The 20789-nt window shown below is 67.0% G+C and carries 20 protein-coding genes; 16 read left to right on the forward strand and 4 right to left on the reverse strand.

All coding sequences use genetic code 11. The annotated features are described in order from the left end of the window. Positions 1-107 precede the first annotated feature (107 nt). The gene (locus ACX9OW_RS02690) at positions 108-407 is read left to right on the forward strand and encodes a hypothetical protein (protein WP_128989068.1); all 300 of its coding nucleotides are present in this window, start codon (positions 108-110) and stop codon (positions 405-407) included. Positions 408-477: 70 nt separating this feature from the next. Here ACX9OW_RS02690 and htpG read toward each other — a convergent pair whose 3' ends face one another. Further along, positions 478-2370 (reverse strand): molecular chaperone HtpG, encoded by a 1893-nt coding sequence (gene htpG / locus ACX9OW_RS02695; RefSeq protein ID WP_053517309.1) that lies wholly within the window; start codon positions 2368-2370, stop codon positions 478-480. A gap of 639 nt (positions 2371-3009) precedes the next feature. On the opposite strand from htpG, the gene rsmD reads away from it, so the two are divergent. The 6 genes from rsmD to ACX9OW_RS02725 all read left to right on the forward strand — a co-directional run bounded on the left by rsmD (position 3010) and on the right by ACX9OW_RS02725 (position 7822). After that, a complete protein-coding gene (gene rsmD / locus ACX9OW_RS02700; protein WP_053517311.1) occupies positions 3010-3588 on the forward strand; it encodes a 16S rRNA (guanine(966)-N(2))-methyltransferase RsmD in 579 nt (192 codons plus the stop codon). Between the two features lie 26 nt (positions 3589-3614). Further along, on the forward strand, positions 3615-4124 hold the full coding sequence (gene coaD / locus ACX9OW_RS02705) for a pantetheine-phosphate adenylyltransferase (protein ID WP_053517312.1): 510 nt from the start codon (positions 3615-3617) through the stop codon (positions 4122-4124). A gap of 58 nt (positions 4125-4182) precedes the next feature. Next, on the forward strand, positions 4183-4674 hold the full coding sequence (locus ACX9OW_RS02710; RefSeq protein WP_053517314.1) for a hypothetical protein: 492 nt from the start codon (positions 4183-4185) through the stop codon (positions 4672-4674). A 132-nt stretch (positions 4675-4806) separates the two neighbouring features. Further along, entirely contained in the window at positions 4807-5088 is a 282-nt protein-coding gene (locus ACX9OW_RS02715) for a YfhL family 4Fe-4S dicluster ferredoxin (RefSeq protein WP_053517316.1), read from the forward strand. Continuing rightward, a complete protein-coding gene (ggt, locus tag ACX9OW_RS02720) occupies positions 5085-6815 on the forward strand; it encodes a gamma-glutamyltransferase (protein ID WP_459061882.1) in 1731 nt (576 codons plus the stop codon). Before ACX9OW_RS02715 ends, ggt begins: the two co-directional genes overlap by 4 nt. 119 nt (positions 6816-6934) lie before the next feature. Further along, a complete protein-coding gene (locus tag ACX9OW_RS02725; protein ID WP_459061883.1) occupies positions 6935-7822 on the forward strand; it encodes an MBL fold metallo-hydrolase in 888 nt (295 codons plus the stop codon). A gap of 52 nt (positions 7823-7874) precedes the next feature. Here ACX9OW_RS02725 and upp read toward each other — a convergent pair whose 3' ends face one another. After that, positions 7875-8507: a uracil phosphoribosyltransferase gene (gene upp / locus ACX9OW_RS02730; protein WP_053517320.1), complete on the reverse strand. Its 633-nt coding sequence runs from the start codon at positions 8505-8507 to the stop codon at positions 7875-7877. Positions 8508-8718: 211 nt separating this feature from the next. On the opposite strand from upp, the gene ACX9OW_RS02735 reads away from it, so the two are divergent. The 6 genes from ACX9OW_RS02735 (at position 8719) to ACX9OW_RS02760 (ending at position 16674) form a co-directional block, all read left to right on the forward strand. After that, a complete protein-coding gene (locus tag ACX9OW_RS02735) occupies positions 8719-11232 on the forward strand; it encodes a TonB-dependent receptor (protein ID WP_459062458.1) in 2514 nt (837 codons plus the stop codon). Then, the gene (locus tag ACX9OW_RS02740; RefSeq protein WP_459061884.1) at positions 11232-12344 is read left to right on the forward strand and encodes a phytase; all 1113 of its coding nucleotides are present in this window, start codon (positions 11232-11234) and stop codon (positions 12342-12344) included. Before ACX9OW_RS02735 ends, ACX9OW_RS02740 begins: the two co-directional genes overlap by 1 nt. Next, positions 12341-13705: a purple acid phosphatase family protein gene (locus ACX9OW_RS02745; RefSeq protein WP_459061885.1), complete on the forward strand. Its 1365-nt coding sequence runs from the start codon at positions 12341-12343 to the stop codon at positions 13703-13705. Before ACX9OW_RS02740 ends, ACX9OW_RS02745 begins: the two co-directional genes overlap by 4 nt. Positions 13706-13715: 10 nt before the next feature. Then, on the forward strand, positions 13716-14336 hold the full coding sequence (locus ACX9OW_RS02750) for an inorganic diphosphatase (RefSeq protein ID WP_065174967.1): 621 nt from the start codon (positions 13716-13718) through the stop codon (positions 14334-14336). A gap of 85 nt (positions 14337-14421) precedes the next feature. Next, positions 14422-15837 carry a cryptochrome/photolyase family protein gene (locus ACX9OW_RS02755; protein ID WP_459061886.1) on the forward strand — a complete coding sequence of 472 codons (1416 nt, stop codon included), beginning with the start codon at positions 14422-14424 and terminating at the stop codon, positions 15835-15837. Between the two features lie 141 nt (positions 15838-15978). Continuing rightward, the gene (locus ACX9OW_RS02760) at positions 15979-16674 is read left to right on the forward strand and encodes an OmpA family protein (RefSeq protein WP_053517326.1); all 696 of its coding nucleotides are present in this window, start codon (positions 15979-15981) and stop codon (positions 16672-16674) included. 112 nt (positions 16675-16786) lie between these two features. On the opposite strand, the gene ACX9OW_RS02765 is transcribed toward ACX9OW_RS02760, so the two are convergent. Then, on the reverse strand, positions 16787-17512 hold the full coding sequence (locus ACX9OW_RS02765; protein ID WP_459061887.1) for an SDR family oxidoreductase: 726 nt from the start codon (positions 17510-17512) through the stop codon (positions 16787-16789). A gap of 122 nt (positions 17513-17634) precedes the next feature. Between ACX9OW_RS02765 and ACX9OW_RS02770 the strand changes: the two genes are divergently transcribed. Next, a complete protein-coding gene (locus tag ACX9OW_RS02770; protein WP_459061888.1) occupies positions 17635-18531 on the forward strand; it encodes a LysR family transcriptional regulator in 897 nt (298 codons plus the stop codon). Positions 18532-18549: 18 nt separating this feature from the next. On the opposite strand, the gene ACX9OW_RS02775 is transcribed toward ACX9OW_RS02770, so the two are convergent. Beyond that, on the reverse strand, positions 18550-19581 hold the full coding sequence (locus tag ACX9OW_RS02775; RefSeq protein ID WP_065174970.1) for a LysR family transcriptional regulator: 1032 nt from the start codon (positions 19579-19581) through the stop codon (positions 18550-18552). A 147-nt stretch (positions 19582-19728) separates the two neighbouring features. On the opposite strand from ACX9OW_RS02775, the gene ACX9OW_RS02780 reads away from it, so the two are divergent. Both ACX9OW_RS02780 and ACX9OW_RS02785 read left to right on the forward strand, forming a co-directional pair. Continuing rightward, a complete protein-coding gene (locus tag ACX9OW_RS02780; protein ID WP_053517540.1) occupies positions 19729-19956 on the forward strand; it encodes a hypothetical protein in 228 nt (75 codons plus the stop codon). Further along, positions 19953-20723, forward strand: a complete 771-nt coding sequence (locus ACX9OW_RS02785; protein WP_053517454.1) for an SDR family NAD(P)-dependent oxidoreductase — start codon at positions 19953-19955, stop codon at positions 20721-20723. The genes ACX9OW_RS02780 and ACX9OW_RS02785 overlap by 4 nt, the downstream gene beginning before the upstream one ends. Positions 20724-20789 lie beyond the last annotated feature (66 nt).

Here is a 20789-nt window from a genome sequence, read left to right on the forward strand (position 1 = left end):
AGGGATATGCTACCACCCGGGCCCGTCTGCCCGATGTGGACTCAAGGTCGCGGCCGGGCAGCCGCTAATGGCTTCGGAGGGCTGCACCGACTGGCCTGGAGACCGCCATGGACAACGTGATGGCAACGGCCTGGAGCGGCATGCGGGCAGCAGGGCAAGGCGTGCAGGTGGCCGCGCACAACGTGGCCAACCTGGCGACAGCCGATGCACCGCGCCTGCAGTTGCAGCGCGCGGCGGTGGAGCAGGGTGGGGTGCAGACCCGGGTGACCGCTGCCGGCGCCGATCCCGCCGCGCCGCTGGCTGATCTGCTGGCGGCAAACGCGGAGGTGGTGGCCTTCGCCGCCAACGCTTCGCTGGTCCGCCGCCAGGACCAGATGCTGGGGTCGCTGCTGGATCGCCGGGCCTGAGCAGCCCGGCCTGGTAGATGACAGCCAGCGCCGGGCAGCGCCGGGCCATGCCCGGCGACCACCCAGCGTGTCAGGCCGACAGTTCCAGCAGCAGCTTGTTCAGGCGCGCAACGTAGGCGCCCGGGTCCTTCAGGCTGTCGCCGGCCGCGAGCGCGGCCTGGTCGAACAGCACGCGGCCGAGATCATCGAAACGATCACCATCGGCCTCGCCATCGAGCTTGGCGATCAACGGGTGCCCCGGATTGATCTCCAGCACCGGCTTGCTGTCAGGCACCTTCTGGCCGCTGGCTTCCAGGATCTGGCGCATCTGCAGCCCCAGATCCTGTTCGCCGATGGCCAGCACCGCTGGCGAATCGGTCAGCCGGTGCGACACGCGGACTTCGGCCACGTCGTCGCCGAGCACCGCCTTCAGCCGCTCGATCAGGGCCTGCTTGTCCTTGGCCGCCGCTTCCTGTTCCTGCTTGTCCGACTCGGTCTCCAGCGCGCCGAGGTCGAGGTCGCCACGGGCGATGTCGACAAAGCCCTTGCCGTCGAAGTCGGTCAGGTAACCCATCAGCCATTCGTCGATGCGGTCGGTCAGCAGCAGCACTTCCACGCCCTTCTTGCGGAACACTTCCAGGTGCGGGCTGTTGCGGACCTGGCTGTAGCTCTCGCCGGTCAGGTAGTAGATCTTGTCCTGGCCTTCGGCCATGCGACCGATGTAGTCGGCCAGCGAGACGGTCTGGGCATCGCCCTCGCCACGGGTGGAGGCGAAGCGCAGCAGGCCGGCCACCTTCTCGCGGTTGTTGTAGTCCTCGGCCGGTCCTTCCTTCAGCACCTGGCCGAATTCCTTCCAGAACGTGGCGTACTGCTCGGGCTTGTCGGTTGCCAGCTTCTCCAGCATGTCCAGCGAGCGCTTGGTCAGCGCGGCCTTCATCGAATCGATGACCGGGCCGGACTGCAGGATCTCGCGCGAGACGTTCAGCGACAGGTCGTTGGAATCGACCACGCCCTTGATGAAGCGCAGGTACAGCGGCAGGAACTGCTCGGCCTGGTCCATCACGAACACGCGCTGGACATACAGCTTCAGGCCCTTGGGCGCATCGCGGTGATACAGATCGAATGGTGCACGGCCCGGCACGTACAGCAGCGAGGTGTACTCCAGCTTGCCTTCGACCTTGTTGTGGCTCCACGCCAGCGGATCGCTGTGGTCGTGTGCCACGTGCTTGTAGAACTCGCTGTACTCGGCGTCGCTGATCTCGGTGCGCGGACGGGTCCACAGCGCGCTGGCACGGTTGACGGTTTCCCATTCGACCGCCGCGCCCTCTTCACCCCCTTCCTTCGGCATCTGGATCGGCAGGCCGATGTGGTCGGAGTACTTCTTGAGGATGCTGCGCAGGCGCCAGCCATCGGCAAAGTCGTGTTCGCCGTCCTTCAGGTGCAGCACGATGCGGGTGCCGCGCTCGGGCTTGTCGAGGGTCGCGACATCGAAGTCGCCTTCGCCGCGCGAGGTCCAGCGCACGCCTTCGCTGCTGGCCAGGCCGGCCCGCCGCGAGGTGACTTCGACTTCGTCGGCGACGATGAACGCGCTGTAGAAGCCGACACCGAACTGGCCGATCAGCTGCGAGTCCTTCTTCTGGTCGCCGGACAGCTGGCGCAGGAAGTCGCCGGTGCCGGACTTGGCAATGGTGCCGAGGTGGGCGATGGCCTCGGCGCGGCTCATGCCGATGCCGTTGTCCTCGATGGTGATGGTGTGGGCGGCCGGGTCGAAACTGACGCGCACGCGCAGGTCGCTGTCGTCTTCCAGCAGGGACGGCTGGGTCAGCGCCTCGAAGCGCAGCTTGTCGGCCGCGTCGGCGGCATTGGACACCAGCTCGCGCAGGAAGATCTCCTTGTTGGAGTACAGCGAGTGGATCATCAGCTGCAGCAGCTGCTTGACTTCGGTCTGGAAGCCAAGGGTTTCGGTCTGGGTCGTCTCGGTCATCGATAGGGCTCCGTGTGCAATGCCGCGCCAGCGCGTGCGGCCTCGCCAAGGGGTAGGGGTGATTGTCCCGAAATCAAGGGGGTTGGTCGGGCAGGGCGGCGCCCTGCACCCGCAGAGGCCAGAGCCAAAGCAAGAGCGGGCACTCCGTGGGATGGCGGGGCACTGTGGGTTCGCGGGGGCGCCGTGAATCCGTCCATGGAGGCTTGGTCGCCGCATCCATGCGGCTCACACCCCGCGAACCCACAGTGCCCCGCCTTCGACAGTTGGCCGGTGGCCAGTAGATCCACGCCGTGCGTGGATGAAATCTCTCAGATCTCGAGATCCAAGCCAGGGTCAGATCCGTTTTCCACAGGAAAACGGATCTGACCCCAAGAGCCGTTCCGACAGATCGCAGGAAACGGTCGAAGGTGGGGTGGATCAGGTTGTGGGGGCGTCCGCGGCATGGATGCCGCGGCCAAGCCCCCAGGGATGGGTTCACGGCGTCCCCCACAACCTGACCCACCCCGCCAACCCCCAGGAAACCAGCCTTTGCCGTTGCTCCAGCCGCTGCTCTGGCTTCTGCGGGTGCCGGGCGCCGCCCGGCCGAACTACAATCCCGCTCATGCTGAAATTCTCGAACACCCTTCGCCGGTGGCCCCGATGAGCGGCCGTGGAGGCAATGACGGCCAGGTTCGCATCATCGGCGGGCGCTGGCGCAATACCCGCCTGCCGGTGCCGAACCTGCCGGGCCTGCGGCCCAGCAGTGACCGTGTGCGCGAGACCCTGTTCAACTGGCTGATGCCCCGACTGGCCGGGGCCCGCGTGCTGGACCTGTTTGCCGGCAGCGGCGCGCTGGGTCTGGAAGCCGTCTCGCGCGGTGCCGCTCACGCCACCCTGGTCGAGCGCGATGCCCAGCTCGGCCGCAATCTGTCGGCCGCCGTCGCCAAGCTGCAGGCCAGCGCGCAGATCACCGTGGTCCAGGCCGATGCCCTGCGCTGGTTGCAGGGCGCTCCCGCGCAGCAGGCGGATCTGGTGTTCATCGACCCGCCGTTCGCCGATGGCCTCTGGCAGGACGTGCTGGCCCAGCTGCCGCGGCATCTGGCAGCCGACGCCTGGCTCTACCTGGAGTCGCCGGCCGGTCACGTCCCGGTGCTGCCGCCGGACTGGCTGCTGCACCGCGAGGGCGGCACCCGTGAGGTGCGCTTTGCCCTGTACCGCCGCGCCGCTGCTACACTTTGACTTCATCTGAACATCTGCAACCGCCCATGACCGTGGCCAACCGCCGCATTGCCGTCTACCCCGGCACGTTCGATCCGATCACCAACGGTCATATCGACCTGGTGAACCGGGCCGCACCGCTGTTTGAAAAGGTCGTGGTCGGCGTGGCGCAGAGCCCGTCCAAGGGGCCGACCCTGCCGCTGGAACTGCGCGTGCAGCTGGCCCGGGATGCCCTGGGCCACCATGGCAACGTCGAGGTCTGCGGGTTCGATACCCTGCTGGCCCATTTCGTACGCTCCGTCCAGGGCGGGGTCCTGCTGCGCGGCCTGCGCGCGGTGTCGGACTTTGAATACGAGTTCCAGATGGCGAGCATGAACCGCCACCTGATCCCGGAAGTCGAGACCCTGTTCCTGACGCCGGCCGAGCAGCACAGCTTCATTTCGTCTTCGCTGGTCCGCGAGATCGCGCGCCTGGGCGGCGACGTGTCCGGCTTCGTGCCGGCCGCGGTGCTTGAAGCCCTGCGCAGGGTCCGCGAGGCGAAATCGACCCAGTCATAAGCCCCGCCGTACCCGCACCCCTTACGTACAACACCACGCACCATTCCGGGAGGAAACCATGAACACCACCATGCGCGCGATGCTGATCGCCTCGTTGGCCCTGGCCTTCACCGCCTGCAAGAAGGAAGAGGCCGCTCCGGTCGACGAAGCCAAGCAGGCGCTGGTCGCCCCGTCCAAGGACGACGACGCAGGCTGGAAGAAGTACCTGCAGGAAGTCGCCATCCAGAACATGGGCAATATCTCCAACAGCCCGTTCCTGTACTACCTCTCGCCGGAATCGGACCCGGACTTCCAGGCCAAGTACGAGCGCCAGACCGAGAGCGCGACCCAGGCCGTGGCCCGTGGCGTGCAGCCGGGCAACATGCTGGCCTTCGGTTCGTCGGCCTCGGGCAAGATGGCGGACATGATCCAGGCCGTGTTCAAGGACGTGTCGCCGGATTCGATGAAGGGCGTGCGCGTCGTCTTCATCGGCCAGTCGGCCGACAACGCCCGCGTGCAGGCGGCCGTGCAGCCGACCGGTGCCGAGTACATTTTCGTCGAAGCCAAGTAAGACCGAGCCGTGGCGGCCACGTTGCAACGTGGCCCGGGTGGCGCCTGTAGCGGGCGCCACCGATGACCTGACCGGCCCGCGCGCCCGCGCTGGCCGGTCCTTTGTCCCAAGGCGCGGGCGAGGAGTATCGCCATGTCGCTGAAAATCAATGAGCTCTGCGTCAACTGCGACGTCTGCGAGCCGGCCTGCCCGAACCAGGCCATTGCGATGGGTGAAACCATCTACGTGATCGACCCCGCCCGTTGTACCGAGTGCGTGGGCCATTTCGACGAGCCACAGTGCGTGGTCGTCTGCCCGGTCGAATGCATCGATCCGGACCCGGAGATCGTGGAAACGGAAGACCAGCTGCTGGCCAAACTGCGCCGGCTGCAGCACGATCATCCCGAACTCTACGCGGAGCCCCCATCCGAATGAAGACGCTGCTCGCCCGTCCCGTGTTGCTGCTCGGCCTGTTGCTGAGCCCGCTTGCCTGGGCCGATGCGCCGGCCCGTGCCGAACGTCCCGATGGCGCTGCCATTGCCAGCGGCCACGCGCTGGCCACCCAGGCCGGCGTGGACATCCTTGCGCAGGGAGGCAACGCGTTCGACGCCGCGGTGGCGGTGTCCTCGACGCTGGCGGTGGTCGAGCCGATCAGTTCCGGCCTGGGCGGTGGCGGCTTCTTCCTGCTGCATGACGCGGCCACCGGCAAGGACGTGATGCTGGATGCGCGCGAGACCGCGCCGGCTGCTGCCACGCCGCAGGCCTTCCTCGACGGGAAGGGCAACCTGGACCGCGACCGCTCGGTCAACGGCGCCTGGTCGGCGGGTATCCCCGGCCTGCCTGCGGCGCTGGTGGAGCTTTCGGCCCGGCACGGCAGGCTGCCCCTGGCGGTTTCGCTGCAACCGGCCATCCGCATCGCCCGCGAGGGCTTCCCGGTGTACGAGCGGATGGCCAAGGGCTATGCCTCGCGCCGCGAGGTGATGGAGCGTTACCCCGGGACCCGCGAGGTGTACCTGCGCAACGGCAGGCCGATCGCCACCGGTGATGTGTTCCGGCAGCCGGAACTGGCGCAGACGCTGGAGCGGCTGGCGGCGGGTGGCTTCGATGGCTTCTACAAGGGCCAGACCGGCAAGCTGCTGCTGGCCGGGGTGAAGCAGGCCGGTGGCCGCTGGACCGCCGAGGAGCTGGCCGGCTACCGGGTGAAGCAGCGCGAGCCGATCGTCTTCGACTACAACGGCTGGAAGATCACCACGGCGCCGCCGCCGTCGTCCGGTGGCATCGCCCTGGCCAGCATGCTGCAGATCCTGGAAGGCTGGGACATCAAGCAGATGGATCCGGCGCACCGCGCCCATCTGGTAGTCGAATCGATGCGGCGTGCCTACCGCGACCGCACGTTCTTCCTGGGCGATCCGGACTTCGTGCAGATCCCGCAGAAAGTGCTGACCAGCAAGGATTACGCGCAGGGCCTGCGTGCCACCATCCATCCGGAGAAGGCCACGCCCAGCGACCTGCTGTCGGGCAATCCGACGCCACTGGAGGACGACGAGACCACCCATTTCTCGATCATCGACCGTGATGGCAACCGCGTCGGCGCCACCCAGACCGTCAACCTGCTGTACGGCTCGGGCCTGATACCCAAGGGCACCGGTGTGCTGCTGAACAACGAGATGGATGATTTCGCGCTGAAGCCGGGCACGCCCAATGCGTTCGGCGTGATGGGCTACGAGGCCAACGCACCGAAGCCGGGCAAGCGCATGCTCAGCTCGATGACGCCGACCTTCATGGAGAACGCCGACAAGGTCGTGGTGCTGGGCACCCCCGGCGGCAGCCGCATCATCACCATGGTGCTGCTGGGCATCCTTGGTTACGACGCCGGCCTGGACGCGCAGCAGGTCGCGGCGCTGCCGCGCTACCACCACCAGTGGCTGCCGGACCTGATCGAGGCCGAAGACAACGCGTTCGACGCGGCCACCGTGAAGCAGCTGCAGGCGATGGGCCACAAGATCGATCTGCCGGGGAATGTCGCCGCCGGTGGTCGCGGCTCCAGCCACGTCTGGGGCAATCTGCAGACGGTGGAATGGGATCGCAGCAGCAACCGGTTGTTCGGCGGCAGCGATCCGCGCAACCCGGTCGGCAGCGCCCAGGTGGTGCCCGGCAGGTAACGGCCGGGCTCGCCGGTCCCATCCGGCCGACGGTGAACCGCAGCGTCCTGCCCGCAACGGCAGGGCGCTGCAGTTTCGTTCTAGCGATTATTTAACGGCCTGCCGACGATAATCGGCGCATGAAACTCTGGTCGATTCGTGGTAACTCGCAGCGCCTCGACGGCGGTGCGATGTTCGGCAACGCGCCCCGTGCGTTGTGGGAAAAATGGGCGGCACCGGATGAGCTGAACCGTATCGAGCTGGCATGCCGCGCGCTGTTGGCCAGCCCGCTGGAAGGCAAGACGGTCCTGTTTGAAACCGGTATCGGCGCGTTCTTCGATCCGCGCATGCGCGAGCGCTATGGCGTGCAGGAAAGCCAGCATGTGCTGATCGATTCGCTGCGTGAGGCGGGCTTCGAACACGAGGACATCGACGTGGTGGTCCTCAGCCACCTGCACTTCGACCACGCCGGCGGCCTGCTGGCAGCATGGAGCGAGGGGCGCGAGCCCGAACTGCTGTTTCCCAATGCCACCTATGTGGTCGGTGCACAGCACTGGCAGCGCGCACTTCAGCCGCACCCGCGCGACCGCGCCAGTTTCATCCCGGAGCTGCCCGGGCTGCTGCAGGCCAGTGGGCGCCTGGAAGTGGTCGACGGCGAGTTCTCCCGGGCGCTGGGGAGCAGCGTGCGTTTCAGCTACAGCGATGGGCATACGCCGGGGCTGATGCTGGCCGAGATCGTCGGCCATGAGCATGCAGGCGAGGTCGCGCGCGGTGGTGTGGTGTTCTGCGCTGACCTGATTCCGGGGCGCTCGTGGGTGCACGTGCCGATCACCATGGGATATGACCGCAACGCGGAACTGCTGATCGACGAGAAGCGGCAGTTCCTGGAGGACAAGCTGGCGCGCAACGTGCATCTGTTCTTTACCCACGACCCGCAGGTCGCACTGGCCCAGCTGGGGCGCGACGACAAGGGGCGTTTCGTGACCCTGCACGAGCAGGGTGAACTGAAGGCGCGCGCGCTGGGGTGAGTGCCGGGGTCGGAGCCCTTTCTGCGAAAGGGATCTGACCCCGTCGCACCGGTCAGCCGACGCGGGTGCCGAAGATGCGGTCGCCCGCGTCGCCGAGGCCCGGCAGGATGTAGCCCTTTTCGTTGAGCTGGGCGTCGATTGCCGCCGTGTAGATCTCCACATCCGGATGCGCTGCCTTGACCGCGTCGATGCCCTCCGGAGCGGCGACCAGGAAAATGCCCTTGATGCGTCGCGCACCGGCCCGCTTGAGCATGTCGATGGTGGCGATCAGGGTGCCGCCCGTGGCCAGCATCGGGTCCAGGATCAGCGCATCGCGCTCTTCCAGGCGCCCGGTGAGGCGCTCGAAGTACGGCACCGGCTGCAGGGTTTCCTCATCGCGCTGCAGGCCGACCACACTCACGCGGGCGGCAGGGATCAGCGACAGTACGCCGCTGAGCATGCCCAGGCCGGCCCGCAGGATCGGCACTACGGTGATCTTGGCGCCAGCGATGCGCTGCACGGTCACCGGACCGGCCCAGCCGGGCAGGGTGTGCGGCTCGGTGTCCAGGTCAGCGGTGGCCTCATAGGCCAGCAGCGTGCCCAGCTCGTTGGCCAGTTCGCGGAAATCCTTGGTGCTGAGCGCGGCGTTGCGCATCAGGCCGATCTTGTGCTGCACCAGCGGGTGGCGCACTTCGACGATCTTCATGGTCGGAAAGGGGGGAAGGGAGAGGCGATCATTCTGCCGGATCGGGGTACGGAACCCCAAACGGAGCGCAGCCAGCGGGCGCGGAGCGAGGGCGTCTGTCATGGCCATGCAACCTTGCGGACATACCGTCCAGACCCATTCTTAACAGGAATGGGGATTCCCAGTGCATATCAAGACTCCGTTGGCCGTTGCCATCACGCTGACCCTGGCGATGGGGGCCAGCGCTCCGCTGCAGGCCGCCGCCCAGCAGACGGTCGCCGCCACGGGGGCAGCGGCCGTCGATGCGATCGACCTGGACCGCGTCGAGGTGCGTGCGCAGCTCGAATCGCAGATCCGCGCGGTCGATCTGAAGCGCAGCAGCGACGCGATTGAAGATGCCGTGTCTTCCGACGCCCTCGGCCAGTATCCGGACAAGAACGTGGCCGAATCGCTGCAGCGTCTACCCGGCATCAGCGTCACCCGCGACCAGGGCGAAGGCCGTTTCGTGGTCATCCGGGGCCTGGACGCCAACCTCAACAGCGTCAGCGTCGATGGAATCGCCGTGGGTACGCCGGAGGACTCCAGCCGCGCTGCACCGCTGGATGTCATTCCCTCCGACTCCACCGAGCGGCTGCGCGTAGTCAAGTCGCCGACCCCGGACATGCCCGGCGACGCGATCGGCGGTGCGGTCCTGGTCGAATCGGCCTCGGCATTCGATCGCGACGGGCGCAGCCTGCGTGCCAAGATCGAGGGCAGCCACCAGCAGCTCTCGGGCGAAACCAGCCCGAAGGCCGCCTTCAACTACAGCGAAGTGTTCGCCGATACGTTCGGCATCGCGCTGGGCGTGAACTACCAGAAGCGCAGGTTTGAATCGGACAACACCGAAGTGGAGTACGACGGCGAGGATGATGCTGCACCGGGGGATGTCACCGCGATCAACCTGCAGCACCGCAAGTACGAGATCGAGCGCAAGCGCATCGGCGCCAACCTCAACCTGGACTGGCGCCCGAATGAAGACAGCAAGTACTACCTGCGCACGTTGTACAGCCAGTTCGACGATGCCGAGACCCGCCAGCGGGTGATCTTCAATTTCGACGATGCCGACATGGTGCGCACCGGCACCGACCAGTACCGGCTGGATGACATGCCGGGCGATGCGATCGACAAGCGCATGCGTTACCGCACCAAGAAAGAGAACACCTTCGCAGCCAGCCTCGGTGGCGAGAACCGGCTGACCAGCGCGGTGGTCGATTACCGTATCGGCTACACCCGCACCGAGGAGCGGGTGAACGACGAGATGGAGGCGCGGTTCACACTGGATGGTGATGACTTCAACGGCACCCTGGACCAGCGCAGCCGGCTGCCGACCTACAGTTTCGACAACCCGCAGTGGCTGGACAACGGCAACTACGCCTTCGACCGCATCGTGCTTTCGCCCAAGCAGGTCAACGACAAGGAGCACAGCGCGCAGGTCAACGTACGCTTCGACGGCGACAGCAGCAGCCTGAAGTTCGGCCTGCTGGGCCGCTGGCGCGACCGCGATGTCAATACCGACGAGCGTGAGCTGCGGGTGGGCCCGAAGGTGGCACTGTCGAGCTGGACCACGTCGGCCCCCGAGCATCGCCATGGCAACCTGGGCGATGGCATGGATTCGGCGGCGATGCGGGCCTACTGGGCGGCCAATGGCAGCCAGTACAGCGCCCGGCCGCAGGATGCCGGCGCCAATGCCCTGGCATCGCTGGAAGAGGACTATGTGGCCAGCGAAGACATCTTCGCCAGCTATGCGATGGGGACCTGGGATATCGGCGCGCTGCGCATCATCGGCGGCGCACGCGTGGAGAACACCCGTTTCAGGGCGGTGGGCAACCAGGTCGAGGTGGCGGCCAACGGGCGCAGCTTCACCGTCACCCCGCGCGTGGCCAACACCAGCTACACCAATGTGCTGCCGGGCCTGCATCTGCGCTACGACGCAGCCGATGACTGGGTGCTACGCGCCTCGGCCAACAAGACCGTCTCGCGCCCGTCCTTCGGCGACGTTTCGCCCCGTGTGGGCTACAGCCGCGGCGACGAGGAAGTGCGGCTGGGCAATCCCGAGCTGGATCCGTACGAGTCGAAGAACATCGACCTGTCGTTGGAAAAGTACATCGGCAGCACCGGCATCGTTTCGCTTGGCCTGTTCCACAAGTCCATCGACGGCTATATCGTGGAAACCGTGCGTACGAATGATCCGGACTACGACGGCTTCGACGTGACCCAGCCGATCAATGGCCGCAAGGCCACGGTACGCGGCGCCGAGTTCAACTGGCAGCAGCAGCTGGCCTTCCTGCCGGCAGGCTTCGACGGTCTTCTGGTCGGGGCCAGCGGCACCTGGCTGGATACCGAATTCGATGCCGGCATCGCGGACCGTGCCGGCGAGGACTTCACGCTGCCGCGTGCCTCCAAGCACGTGTACAGCGCGCACGTCGGCTACGAGAAATATGGCCTGAGCACCCGCTTGGCTGCGGTGTACCGCAGCGAATATCTGGACAGCATCGGCAAGGGCCGTGCATTCGACATCTACGTGGCACCCAACACGCAGCTCGACTTCTCGCTGGATTATCGCTTCAGCCCGCGCGTCAGCCTGTACTTCGAGGCGCAGAACCTGCTGGACAAGCCGTTGGAGCTGTACCAGGGCACGCGCTCGCGCACGCTGCAGATGGAAGAATATGGCCGCACCTATGCGTTGGGCCTGAAGGTGGCGCTGTGATGGGGCGGCACGTTCCGGTGCTCGTGGCAGCGATCGCAACCGCGCTGGTCGTGGGCTGCACGCCAGCGGCCGACCGCGCGCCGGCGGCACATGCGGCGTCGCCGACGCCTCCGGCGCGCACGGTGGCCACCGTTGCCGAGGCGTTCGTCTCGCCACTCACGCCCGCCGACAACATCGATTCGCCCGCAACCTGGCGCACGCCGGACGGGCAGATCTGGCTGATCGCCACCGCCAAGGCCACCGACAAACTGGTGGTGTATGACGGCAGCACCGGCCGTCACCTGCGCAACGTCGGTGCCACCGGTACCGGCCTGGGACAGTTCGATCGCCCCAATGGCATCGCCGTGACCGACGACCTGCTGTGGATCGTGGAACGCGACAATCACCGGGTCCAGGTCCTGTCCCTGCCGGACTTCATACCACTGGCGACGTTCGCTGCCGAAGATCTGCGCAAGCCCTATGGGCTGTGGGTCGATCGCAGGGCGGACGGCTACAGCGTCTACGTCACGGACTCCTGGGACAACGGCGAGGACGCACAGGGCCGCGACATCCTGCCGCCGCTGGCGGAACTGGACAAGCGCGTGCGCCAGTACCACGTTTCCCGCGACGGCGCGAAGATCGACGCGAAGCGCATCGCCGACATCGGCGACACCAGTGAGGCCGGTGCGCTGCGCGTGGTCGAATCGATCTGGGGCGATCCGGACAACGACCGTCTGCTGATTGCCGAAGAGGATGAGAGCTACGCCAGCGAGTTCAAGGTCTATACGCTGGCAGGCCGCTTCACCGGCACCACCTTCGGCCGTGACGTGTTCAAGGCGCAGGCCGAAGGGGTGACCCTGCGGACCTGCGGCAAGGACGGCTGGTGGATCACCACCGAGCAGGGCAAGCAGCGCAGCGTGTTCCATCTGTTCGATCGGCACACGCTGAAGCCGGTCGGTGCCTTCCAGGGCAATACCGTGGCCAATACCGATGGCATCTGGCTGATGCAGCAGCCCAGCACGCGGTTCCCGCACGGTGCGCTGTATGCGGTGCATGACGATCAGGGCGTGGTCGCCTTTGACTGGGAAAGCATTGCCAGGCAGCTGGCGCTGCCGCTGGAGTGTGGCGCATGAGGCGGCACAGCACGCGCGCGTTCGTCGCCAGCCTGCTGCTGGCCCTGCCTCTGCTGGTCACCGCGGCGGTCGAACCCAACACGCAGGTGCCGGCGGGCAGCCGCCACTATGCGGCATCGCCACTGCCGGATCGTATCGTTGCCTCGCCCTCGGCCGACCCCAGCCACGGATTCGCCGTGGCCTGGCGCACGGATGGCAGCGTACAGGCGCCACTGCTGGAGATCGCGCGTGCCGGCGATTCGCCGGCCATCGAAGGCATTCGCGCGCTGCGCGCGACCACGCGGGCGCTGCAGACCGAGAACGGCCTGTCGCACCATCACCGCGTTGACATCGATGGCCTGCAGCCGGATACCGCATACATCTACCGTGTGCAGGGCAGGGCAGGCTGGAGTGCATGGAACCAGCTGCGCACGCTGGCCACCGCCGGGCAGCCGCTGACGCTGCTGTACTTCGGCGATACCCAGAACAAGAATCTCAGTCACGTCAGCCGCGTGGTCCGGGCCGCGCAGAAGGCGGCACCGGACGCTCGCCTGAGCCTGTTCGCGGGTGACCTGGTCAGCGGCGGCGACGGTGTGGACGACAGTGAATGGGGTGAATGGTTCGCCGCCGCCGGCTGGCTGGCGCAGGAAACACTGGTGGCGCCTGCCATCGGAAATCACGAGTATTTCGAGGAGTTCGAGGACACCCCGCAGGAACGCCGCGTACTGGGCCGGCACTGGCCGGTGACCTTCGCACTGCCGGGCAATGGCGCCCCTGCCGCGCAGCAGACCAGCTACTGGTTCGATGCGCAGGGCGTGCGCGTGGCCGTGCTTGATGGAACCTCGGCACTCGATCTCGGCACCGCCCAGGCCCAGGCACACTGGCTGGACAAGGTGCTGTCCGGCAATCCGCAGCCGTGGACCATCGTAATGCTGCACCAGCCGTTCTACTCGCCGCGCGAAGGCCGCGAGAACGCCGCATTGCGTGACGTGCTGCTGCCGGTGGTGCGTCGTCACCAGGTGGATCTGGTGCTGCAGGGGCACGACCACACCTATGGCCGCCGTGGCGAAGGACAGGCCGCCACACCACAGTACGTGGTGACCGTGGCGGGACCGAAGCAGTACCGTCTTTCCGATGAAGCCCGAAGGACGATGGCCCCGGTGGCCGAGGACACCCAGCTGTTCCAGGTGCTGCGCATCGATCCGCAGCACCTGCGCTATGAGGCGCGCACGGTGACCGGGCAGCTGTACGATGCTTTCGAGCTGCGCCGCGACGCCAGCGGGCGCAAGCAGCGCACGGAGCTGACCGACGGCCGCATCACGCCACGCGACTGCCCGCGCGCGCAGACTGCCAAGGGTCGCGCCGACCGTTGCTGGGAATAAGGAGACGCCGATGACCATGCCCCGACGCATCGTTCCTCTTGCTGCCATCGGTGCCGCTCTGCTGTTGCTGGCCGGTGCGGTGGCCGCCGCTGATGCGGTGCTGCATCCGTTCCTGGCGGCCCAGCCGCAGCAGGCACCGCAGGAGGTGAACCTGGCCGTGGAAATTCCCGCTGGCAGCTTCACCAAGTATGAGATCAAGGACGACGGGCTGGTCCACGTCGACCGCTTCCAGTCGATGCCGGTGGCCTATCCGGCCAACTATGGTTCGATGCCGCGCACGCTGGCGGGTGACAACGATCCACTGGACGCGCTGGTACTGACCCGTGAACCCCTGCACCCCGGCGTGATCATCCGCTTCCGCCCGATCGGCTATCTGAAGATGATCGATGGCGGCGAACATGACGAGAAGGTCATCGGCGTGCCGACCGACAAGGTTGATCCGAGCTATGCAGGCGTCCGCGATCTGGCCGATCTGCCGGAGATCGAGCGGCAGCGCATCGAGGCGTTCTTCCGCGTGTACAAGGATCTGCCAGCCGGACGCAACCCGGTGCAGCTGCAGGGCTGGGGCAACGCGGCCGAGGCGCGTACGCTGATCCGCGAAGCCATGCAGCGTTTCGACGCCGGGAAATAGTCCGGCTGCGGACGGCGTTGCGCCCCTGCGCGGTCTTCACCTGTGCTGGCTATCATGGCCGCCTTCCACAGCAAAGGCGGTGCACGTGTCGGTAGCGTTGGTCTGGTTCCGTCGCGACCTGCGGCTGCAGGACAATCCGGCCCTGCAGGCCGCACTGGATGCGGGGCACGATGTGGTCCCTGTGTACATCCACGCGCCGCACGAAGAAGGCGAGTGGGCGCCGGGAGCGGCATCCAACGCGTGGAGTCATCGCTCGCTCGCCGCGCTGGATGCGGATCTGCGTGGCCGCGGTTCTTCCCTGGTGCTGCAGATCGGCGACAGCCTGCCGGTGCTGCAGGCACTGATCGCACGGACCGGTGCCACGGCGGTGTACTGGAACCGCAAGTACGAGCCCGCCACCCAGCCACGTGATGCCTCCATCAAGCGCACGCTGCGCGAGCAGGGCATCGATGCGCAGAGCTGCAACGGCAGTCTGCTGTTCGAGCCCTGGGATATCGCCACCCAGCAGGGGCAGCCGTACAAGGTGTTCACCCCCTACTGGCGCAACGTGCTCAGTCGCTGGCGCCTGCCCGGGCTGCAGGCGGCGCCCGCGGCACTGGCAGCGCATGCCGTCGAAGGCGAGTCGCTGCAGGCGCTCGGGCTGGCACCGGCGCTCGGCTGGGACGAGGGCTTCTGGGAGCACTGGCAGCCGGGAGAGGCCGGCGCGCTGGAGGCGCTTTCGGTGTTCGAGGACGGCGCGCTGCGAGGCTATCGCGCGCAGCGCGACCTGCCGGACCGGGTCGGCACCTCGCGGCTGTCACCGCACCTGCACTTCGGCGAGATCGCGCCCTGGCGCATCGCCCATGCGCTGGAAGGGCTGCGCAGCGCCGGTACCGACGCCGACATCGATGGCTACCTGCGGCAACTGGGCTGGCGTGACTTCGCCTACCACCTGCTGCATCACTTTCCGGAGACCCCCACCGGCAACCTCAACCCGCGCTTCGACCGCTTTCCGTGGGCCACGCCCAGCGCCGGCCAGCTGCATGACTGGCAGCGCGGCAACACCGGTGTACCGATCGTGGATGCCGGCCTGCGCGAGCTGTGGCATACCGGCTACATGCACAACCGGGTGCGGATGATCGTCGCCAGCTACCTGTGCAAGCACCTGCGCGCGCACTGGCTGCATGGCGCACGCTGGTTCTGGGACACACTGGTCGATGCCGACCTGGCCAACAACACGATGGGCTGGCAGTGGGTGGCCGGTACCGGTGCGGATGCAGCGCCTTACTTCCGGGTGTTCAATCCGATCACCCAGGCCGAAAAGTTCGATCCTCAGGCGCGCTACATCACCCGCTGGGTACCGGAACTGGCGGCGCTGCCGGTGAAGGCGCGCTTCGCGCCGTGGCAGCATCCGCAGTGGCTGGCCGAGCACGCGCCGGAGTATCCGCGCAGCCCCCTGGTGGATCTGGCCGCCGGCCGGGATGCAGCGCTCGCCGCCTACCGCCAGTCGGGAGCGGGGTAAAGCGCCGTCGCGGGGTTCCAGACAGCTAGCTGAACAAGGGCCTGTCGAGCGGCGTGTTCATCATCCCGGCATCGCGTCCTGCTGTTTATCCTCTGGGCGGCCCGCAAGCCGCCGGCCCGACCGGAAACCAAGGAGACCATCATGATCCGCAACACCACCCGCAATGTCGCACTGGCCCTGATGAGCGCGGCCGTCCTGTCGGCCTGCGCCACCGGCGGTTCCTACGTGCAGAGCGATCAGTACGGCAACCCGACCGAGCAGCAGAACCGGACCGGTCGCAACGCGCTGATCGGTACCGCCATTGGCGTGGCCGCCGGCCTGCTCAGCGGCGACAGTGCGACCGAGCGCCGCCAGCACGCGCTGATCGGTGCAGGCATCGGCGCGCTCAGTGGCGCGGCCGTGGGCCAGTACCAGGATCGCCAGGAACGCGCGCTGCGCGAGCGCACTGCCAACACCGGCATCGATGTGCAGCGCCAGGGCGACAACATCATGCTGAACCTGCCCGACGGCATCACCTTCGATTTCGGCAAGTCGGCACTGAAGCCGCAGTTCTACGGCGCGCTCAACGGCGTGGCCGGCACCCTGCGTGATTACAACCAGACCATGATCGAAGTGGTCGGCCATACCGACAGCATCGGCAGCGATGCGGTCAACAACCGCCTGTCCAAGGAGCGCGCCGATTCGGTCGCCCAGTACCTGATCGGGCAGGGCGTGCAGAGCGTGCGTATCGAAACGCTGGGCGCCGGCAAGGCGTACCCGATTGCCGACAACAGCACCGATGCCGGCCGTGCCAAGAACCGCCGTGTTGAAATCCGCGTGATTCCGTTGCAGCAGTAACGCGCGGCGCGTGCGTGCAGGTCCGGCGCAGCCGGAACGGGAATGCCGCCCTTGCAGGCGGCATTTTCGTTGGGCGAGATGCGCGGCGCCTAGCGCAGGAACGGCGGCCGGGTCATGCTGCGGCCGTCGGCCGCACCACGATCTCGTTCACGTCCACGTCGTCGGGCTGCTCGATGGCGAACCGCACCGCGCGCCCGATCGCATCCGGCTGCAGGGCGATGGCGCGATAGCCGACCATCATTTCGGCGGCGACCGGGTCGGTGATGCTGTCCGCAAGCTCGCTTTCCACCACGCCGGGGTGGATGCAGGTGACCCGCAGCTCGCGGTGTTCCTGGCGCAGGCCCTCCGAGATGGCGCGTACCGCGTGCTTGGTGGCGCAGTAGACCGCAGCGGTCGGTACGACCGACAGCGCGCCGATGGACGCGATGTTGATGATCTGTCCGCGGCCGCGTGCGCACATATGGGGCAACACGGCTGCGATCCCGTGCAGTACACCGCGGATGTTGACGTCGATCATCCGGTCCCATTCGTCCACCTTCAGTGATGCCATCGGCGACAGTGGCATCACACCGGCATTGTTGACGATCACATCAAGGGCGCCGAATTCCTCCAGGGCTGAAGTGGCGAACGCCTCGACCTGCGCGCGCTGGGTCACGTCCAGCGCATGCACGCGTACGTCGGCGCCGTGCTGGCGCAGTTCATCCGCCAGCGCCTGCAACCGTTCGAGGCGGCGCGCGCCCAGCACCAGGCGGGCACCCGGCTGCGCCAGCGAGCGGGCGATGCCGGCGCCGATGCCGCTGGAGGCACCGGTGATCAGGATGGTTCGGGAATGGCTCATGGCAGGTCTCCGGAAGGGCTAGGGGGAAATGCCGGGTCGTGCCCGGTGCAGTCACGGTAGACGGCCTGCCTCGTCGCGATAAGATGGCGACTGCTGACTACCTTGTATAGATCCGCTAACCAATGTCCGTCGATCTCAATGCCCTCGCGGTGTTCCAGCGGGTAGCCGACTGCAGCAGCTTCACCGCGGCGGCCCAGCAACTGGGCGTGACCCGGTCGGCCGTCAGCCAGACCATCGCCCGGTTGGAACAGTCGCTCGGTGTCGCTCTGGTGCTGCGCACCACCCGCAACGTCAACCTCACCGATGCCGGCCAGGCGCTGCTTGCGGCGGTCAGACCCGCCCTGGCTGAGCTGGGCAGCGCCGTGGAGTCCACGCTACGTCGCGGCAGCACCCTCAAGGGCCAGCTGCGCCTGGCCGTGTCCTCCATTGCCGAGCATTTCCTGGCCGGTCCCCTGCTGGCCAGCTTCGCCGCCCGGCACCCGGAGCTGCAGCTGGACATCACGGTGACCGATGAGGAGTTCGACATCGTCGAGGCGGGTTTCGACGCGGGCGTGCGTCTGGGCGAGGTGATCGCCCAGGACATGGTGGCGATTCCGGTGTCCGGCCGGCAGCGGCAGGTGGTGGTGTGCACTCCGCGGTATGGGCAGCAGCACGGCATGCCCAGGCACCCGCGCGAGCTGCCCGGGCACCGTTGCATCGGCTGGCGCGCCGCACCACGCAAGGCGCCCTATCGCTGGGAATTCGAAGAGCGCGGACGCGAGTTCAGCGTCGATGTACAGCCGGAGATCACCAGCAATGACATGGCCACGATGACCCGCCTGGCATTGGCGGGCGCCGGGCTGGCCTTCGGCATGGAGGACACATGGCGCCCGTGGCTGCAGCGTGGGGAACTGGTCAGCGTGCTGGAGCCGTACTGTCCGTGGTTCGCAGGGTTCTTCCTGTATTACCCCAGCCGGCGCCAGGCCGAGCCGAAGCTGCGGGCACTGATCGAGCATCTGCTGGAACAGCGCGCCGCATGACGCCGGGCAGGCCCCGCTTCACGCCGCCGGCGCGGCCACCTTCTCCAGGATCCGCTTGCCGCTGATCTCAAGCGCGGCATCTTCCTGCTCCTGCTGCTGCCGCGCCAGCTTCGCGCCAGGGCACTGCGCCAGCATGTAATTGGCGTCGAAGTTGAGCTTCTCCACCAGGAAGTCGACGAATGCGCGCACCTTCGGCGAGACCAGGCGGCCGCCGGCAAAGACCGCGTTGAAATCCACCTCCGGACCTGTCCACCCGGCAAGCACGCGACGGACCATGCCTGACTCGACGAACGGCTTGGCCATCACATCGCCGGTCAGCAGCAGGCCTTCACCGCACACCAGCGCGCCGTTGAGCGCGGACATGTCGTTGGCCGTCATCAGCGGCGTCACCGGGAAGTCACGCAGTTCCCCTCCGTTCTCGCCCAGCTGCCAGGTAAAGCGCGGTGAATTGCCAGTGTGGTAGGGCTTGCGCATGGCCAGGATGCGATGGAACTGAAGCTCTTCCGGGTGCAGCGGTTCGCCGTAGCGCTCGATGTAGGCTGGGCTGGCGAACACCTGCGTGCGCAGGCTGCCGAGCTTGCGTGCGACCAGGTTGGAATCGGGCAGGGCGCCGACGCGCAGGGCCAGATCGGCTTCACCGGCGATCAGGTCGAGCTTCTCGTTGCCCATGTGCATGTCCAGGCGGATTTCCGGGTACTGCGCATGGAACTGGCCCAGCAACGGCGCGATCCAGGTGATGCCGATGGAGTAGGGCACAGTGAAACGCAGCCAGCCGCGTGGGCCGGACTGCAGCTGGCTGACCGCGCTCTCGGCTTCTTCCAGCTCGCGCGCGATGCGCTGGCAGTGCTCGTGGTAGATCGAGCCCGCCTCGGTCAGGCCAAGACGGCGCGTGGTCCGGTGCAGCAGGCGCGCGCCCAGCCGTGTCTCCAGCTCCTGCACCTTGCGGCTGACAGTGGTCTTGGGCAGGCCGAGCGCTTTGGCAGCTGCGATGAAGCTGCCCTGCTCGACCACTTTGACGAAGATCAGCGTTTCATTGAGATCGTGGGACATGGTCGGGAGTCCTGGACGTCGGGGGTGGGACAATCGTGACAGATCGATTGGACCGGGAACGGGATGATTATTCCCCTTAATCAGGACTAATCAAGTAAAGGTTTGAGGTCTATCGTGGCGCCATTCGTGAAATGGAGTCCCCCCGCCATGAGCCTGCGCAACATTCTTGCCCGTTTCCGGCATGCCGGCCAGAACGCCCTGGATCTGGCGATGACCGTTGAGATCCGCCCGAGTTCCTTGGTGCACAAGGATTTCCGTGAGTTTACCGCGCCCATGCGGCAGCAGCGTGGCGGTGCCATCCGCTTGGCGCCGCAGAAGAGCGATCGACTGCGCCGAATCGGGACTATCCCGGATTTGGGAGGAAATGTCCCGTGAATGGGATTCTGATGCCCGAAGTCCTGGTCCTCGGCGGAACCGGTGCGGTCGGCCAGGGCGTGGTCGGTGCGCTGCTGGAAGCCGGCAGCCCGGTGCTGGTGGTCGGCCGCGATCCAGGACGGCTGGCGTCGCTGGAAGCGCAGTTCGCCGATGAGCCCGGCCTGCAGACCATGCTGGGTTCACTGGCAGACGACGGTTCGGCGCAGGTCCTGGCCGAGCGCGTCGCGCAACGCCCTCGGCCGTTGGCGGCGGTGATCGCGGCCATGGGCGGTCCTTACAACCGTGGCCGGGTGATGGACCGCAAGGGCGACGAACTGCTCGGCGCACTGCAGGCCGACCTGATGCCCCATGTGCATGCGGTACGCCACCTGCTGCCGCTGCTGCGTGACAACGTGCATGCGCGGCGCTACGTGATGATCGGCAGCCCTGCCGGTCTCAAGCCCTGGGCCGGCTACGGCGAGACCTCGATCACCACCGCCGCCCTGCGCATGTACGCGCAGGTGGTGCACCAGGAAGCACAGGCGGTCGGTGTCCGTGCGCAGATGCTGGAGGTGTGCAGCCCGGTGTGTACGCCGGCCAACGCCGCCAACGCCTGCATCGAGTGGCCGAGCTCGCTGCTGGTCGGCCGGCGCGTGGTGTCGCTGCTTGATGGCTGCCGCGACAACCGCGCCATCGTTCGCTGCGACAGCAGCGATGCGGAACTGCCGCGGGGCCTGCTGCGACTGGAAGTTCCACCACCGTGGCGCGACGCCGTCGGTGTCGCTTGACCTTGACCTTGGTTTAGGTTGCAGCATACGCCGCACTTTCTGATAGCCATTCTCATTAGCTGTACC

Source organism: Stenotrophomonas genospecies 5 (assembly GCF_054473825.1).

Bases quoted from the DNA above. Each gene is read 5' to 3' on its own strand.
- ACX9OW_RS02690 (WP_128989068.1), top strand. From the start codon at position 108: ATGGACAACGTGATGGCAACGGCCTGGAGCGGCATGCGGGCAGCAGGG.
- htpG (WP_053517309.1), bottom strand. From the start codon at position 2,370: ATGACCGAGACGACCCAGACCGAAACCCTTGGCTTCCAGACCGAAGTC.
- rsmD (WP_053517311.1), top strand. From the start codon at position 3,010: ATGAGCGGCCGTGGAGGCAATGACGGCCAGGTTCGCATCATCGGCGGG.
- coaD (WP_053517312.1), top strand. From the start codon at position 3,615: ATGACCGTGGCCAACCGCCGCATTGCCGTCTACCCCGGCACGTTCGAT.
- ACX9OW_RS02710 (WP_053517314.1), top strand. From the start codon at position 4,183: ATGAACACCACCATGCGCGCGATGCTGATCGCCTCGTTGGCCCTGGCC.
- ACX9OW_RS02715 (WP_053517316.1), top strand. From the start codon at position 4,807: ATGTCGCTGAAAATCAATGAGCTCTGCGTCAACTGCGACGTCTGCGAG.
- ggt (WP_459061882.1), top strand. From the start codon at position 5,085: ATGAAGACGCTGCTCGCCCGTCCCGTGTTGCTGCTCGGCCTGTTGCTG.
- ACX9OW_RS02725 (WP_459061883.1), top strand. From the start codon at position 6,935: ATGAAACTCTGGTCGATTCGTGGTAACTCGCAGCGCCTCGACGGCGGT.
- upp (WP_053517320.1), bottom strand. From the start codon at position 8,507: ATGAAGATCGTCGAAGTGCGCCACCCGCTGGTGCAGCACAAGATCGGC.
- ACX9OW_RS02735 (WP_459062458.1), top strand. From the start codon at position 8,719: ATGGGGGCCAGCGCTCCGCTGCAGGCCGCCGCCCAGCAGACGGTCGCC.
- ACX9OW_RS02740 (WP_459061884.1), top strand. From the start codon at position 11,232: ATGGGGCGGCACGTTCCGGTGCTCGTGGCAGCGATCGCAACCGCGCTG.
- ACX9OW_RS02745 (WP_459061885.1), top strand. From the start codon at position 12,341: ATGAGGCGGCACAGCACGCGCGCGTTCGTCGCCAGCCTGCTGCTGGCC.
- ACX9OW_RS02750 (WP_065174967.1), top strand. From the start codon at position 13,716: ATGACCATGCCCCGACGCATCGTTCCTCTTGCTGCCATCGGTGCCGCT.
- ACX9OW_RS02760 (WP_053517326.1), top strand. From the start codon at position 15,979: ATGATCCGCAACACCACCCGCAATGTCGCACTGGCCCTGATGAGCGCG.
- ACX9OW_RS02765 (WP_459061887.1), bottom strand. From the start codon at position 17,512: ATGAGCCATTCCCGAACCATCCTGATCACCGGTGCCTCCAGCGGCATC.
- ACX9OW_RS02770 (WP_459061888.1), top strand. From the start codon at position 17,635: ATGTCCGTCGATCTCAATGCCCTCGCGGTGTTCCAGCGGGTAGCCGAC.
- ACX9OW_RS02775 (WP_065174970.1), bottom strand. From the start codon at position 19,581: ATGTCCCACGATCTCAATGAAACGCTGATCTTCGTCAAAGTGGTCGAG.
- ACX9OW_RS02780 (WP_053517540.1), top strand. From the start codon at position 19,729: ATGAGCCTGCGCAACATTCTTGCCCGTTTCCGGCATGCCGGCCAGAAC.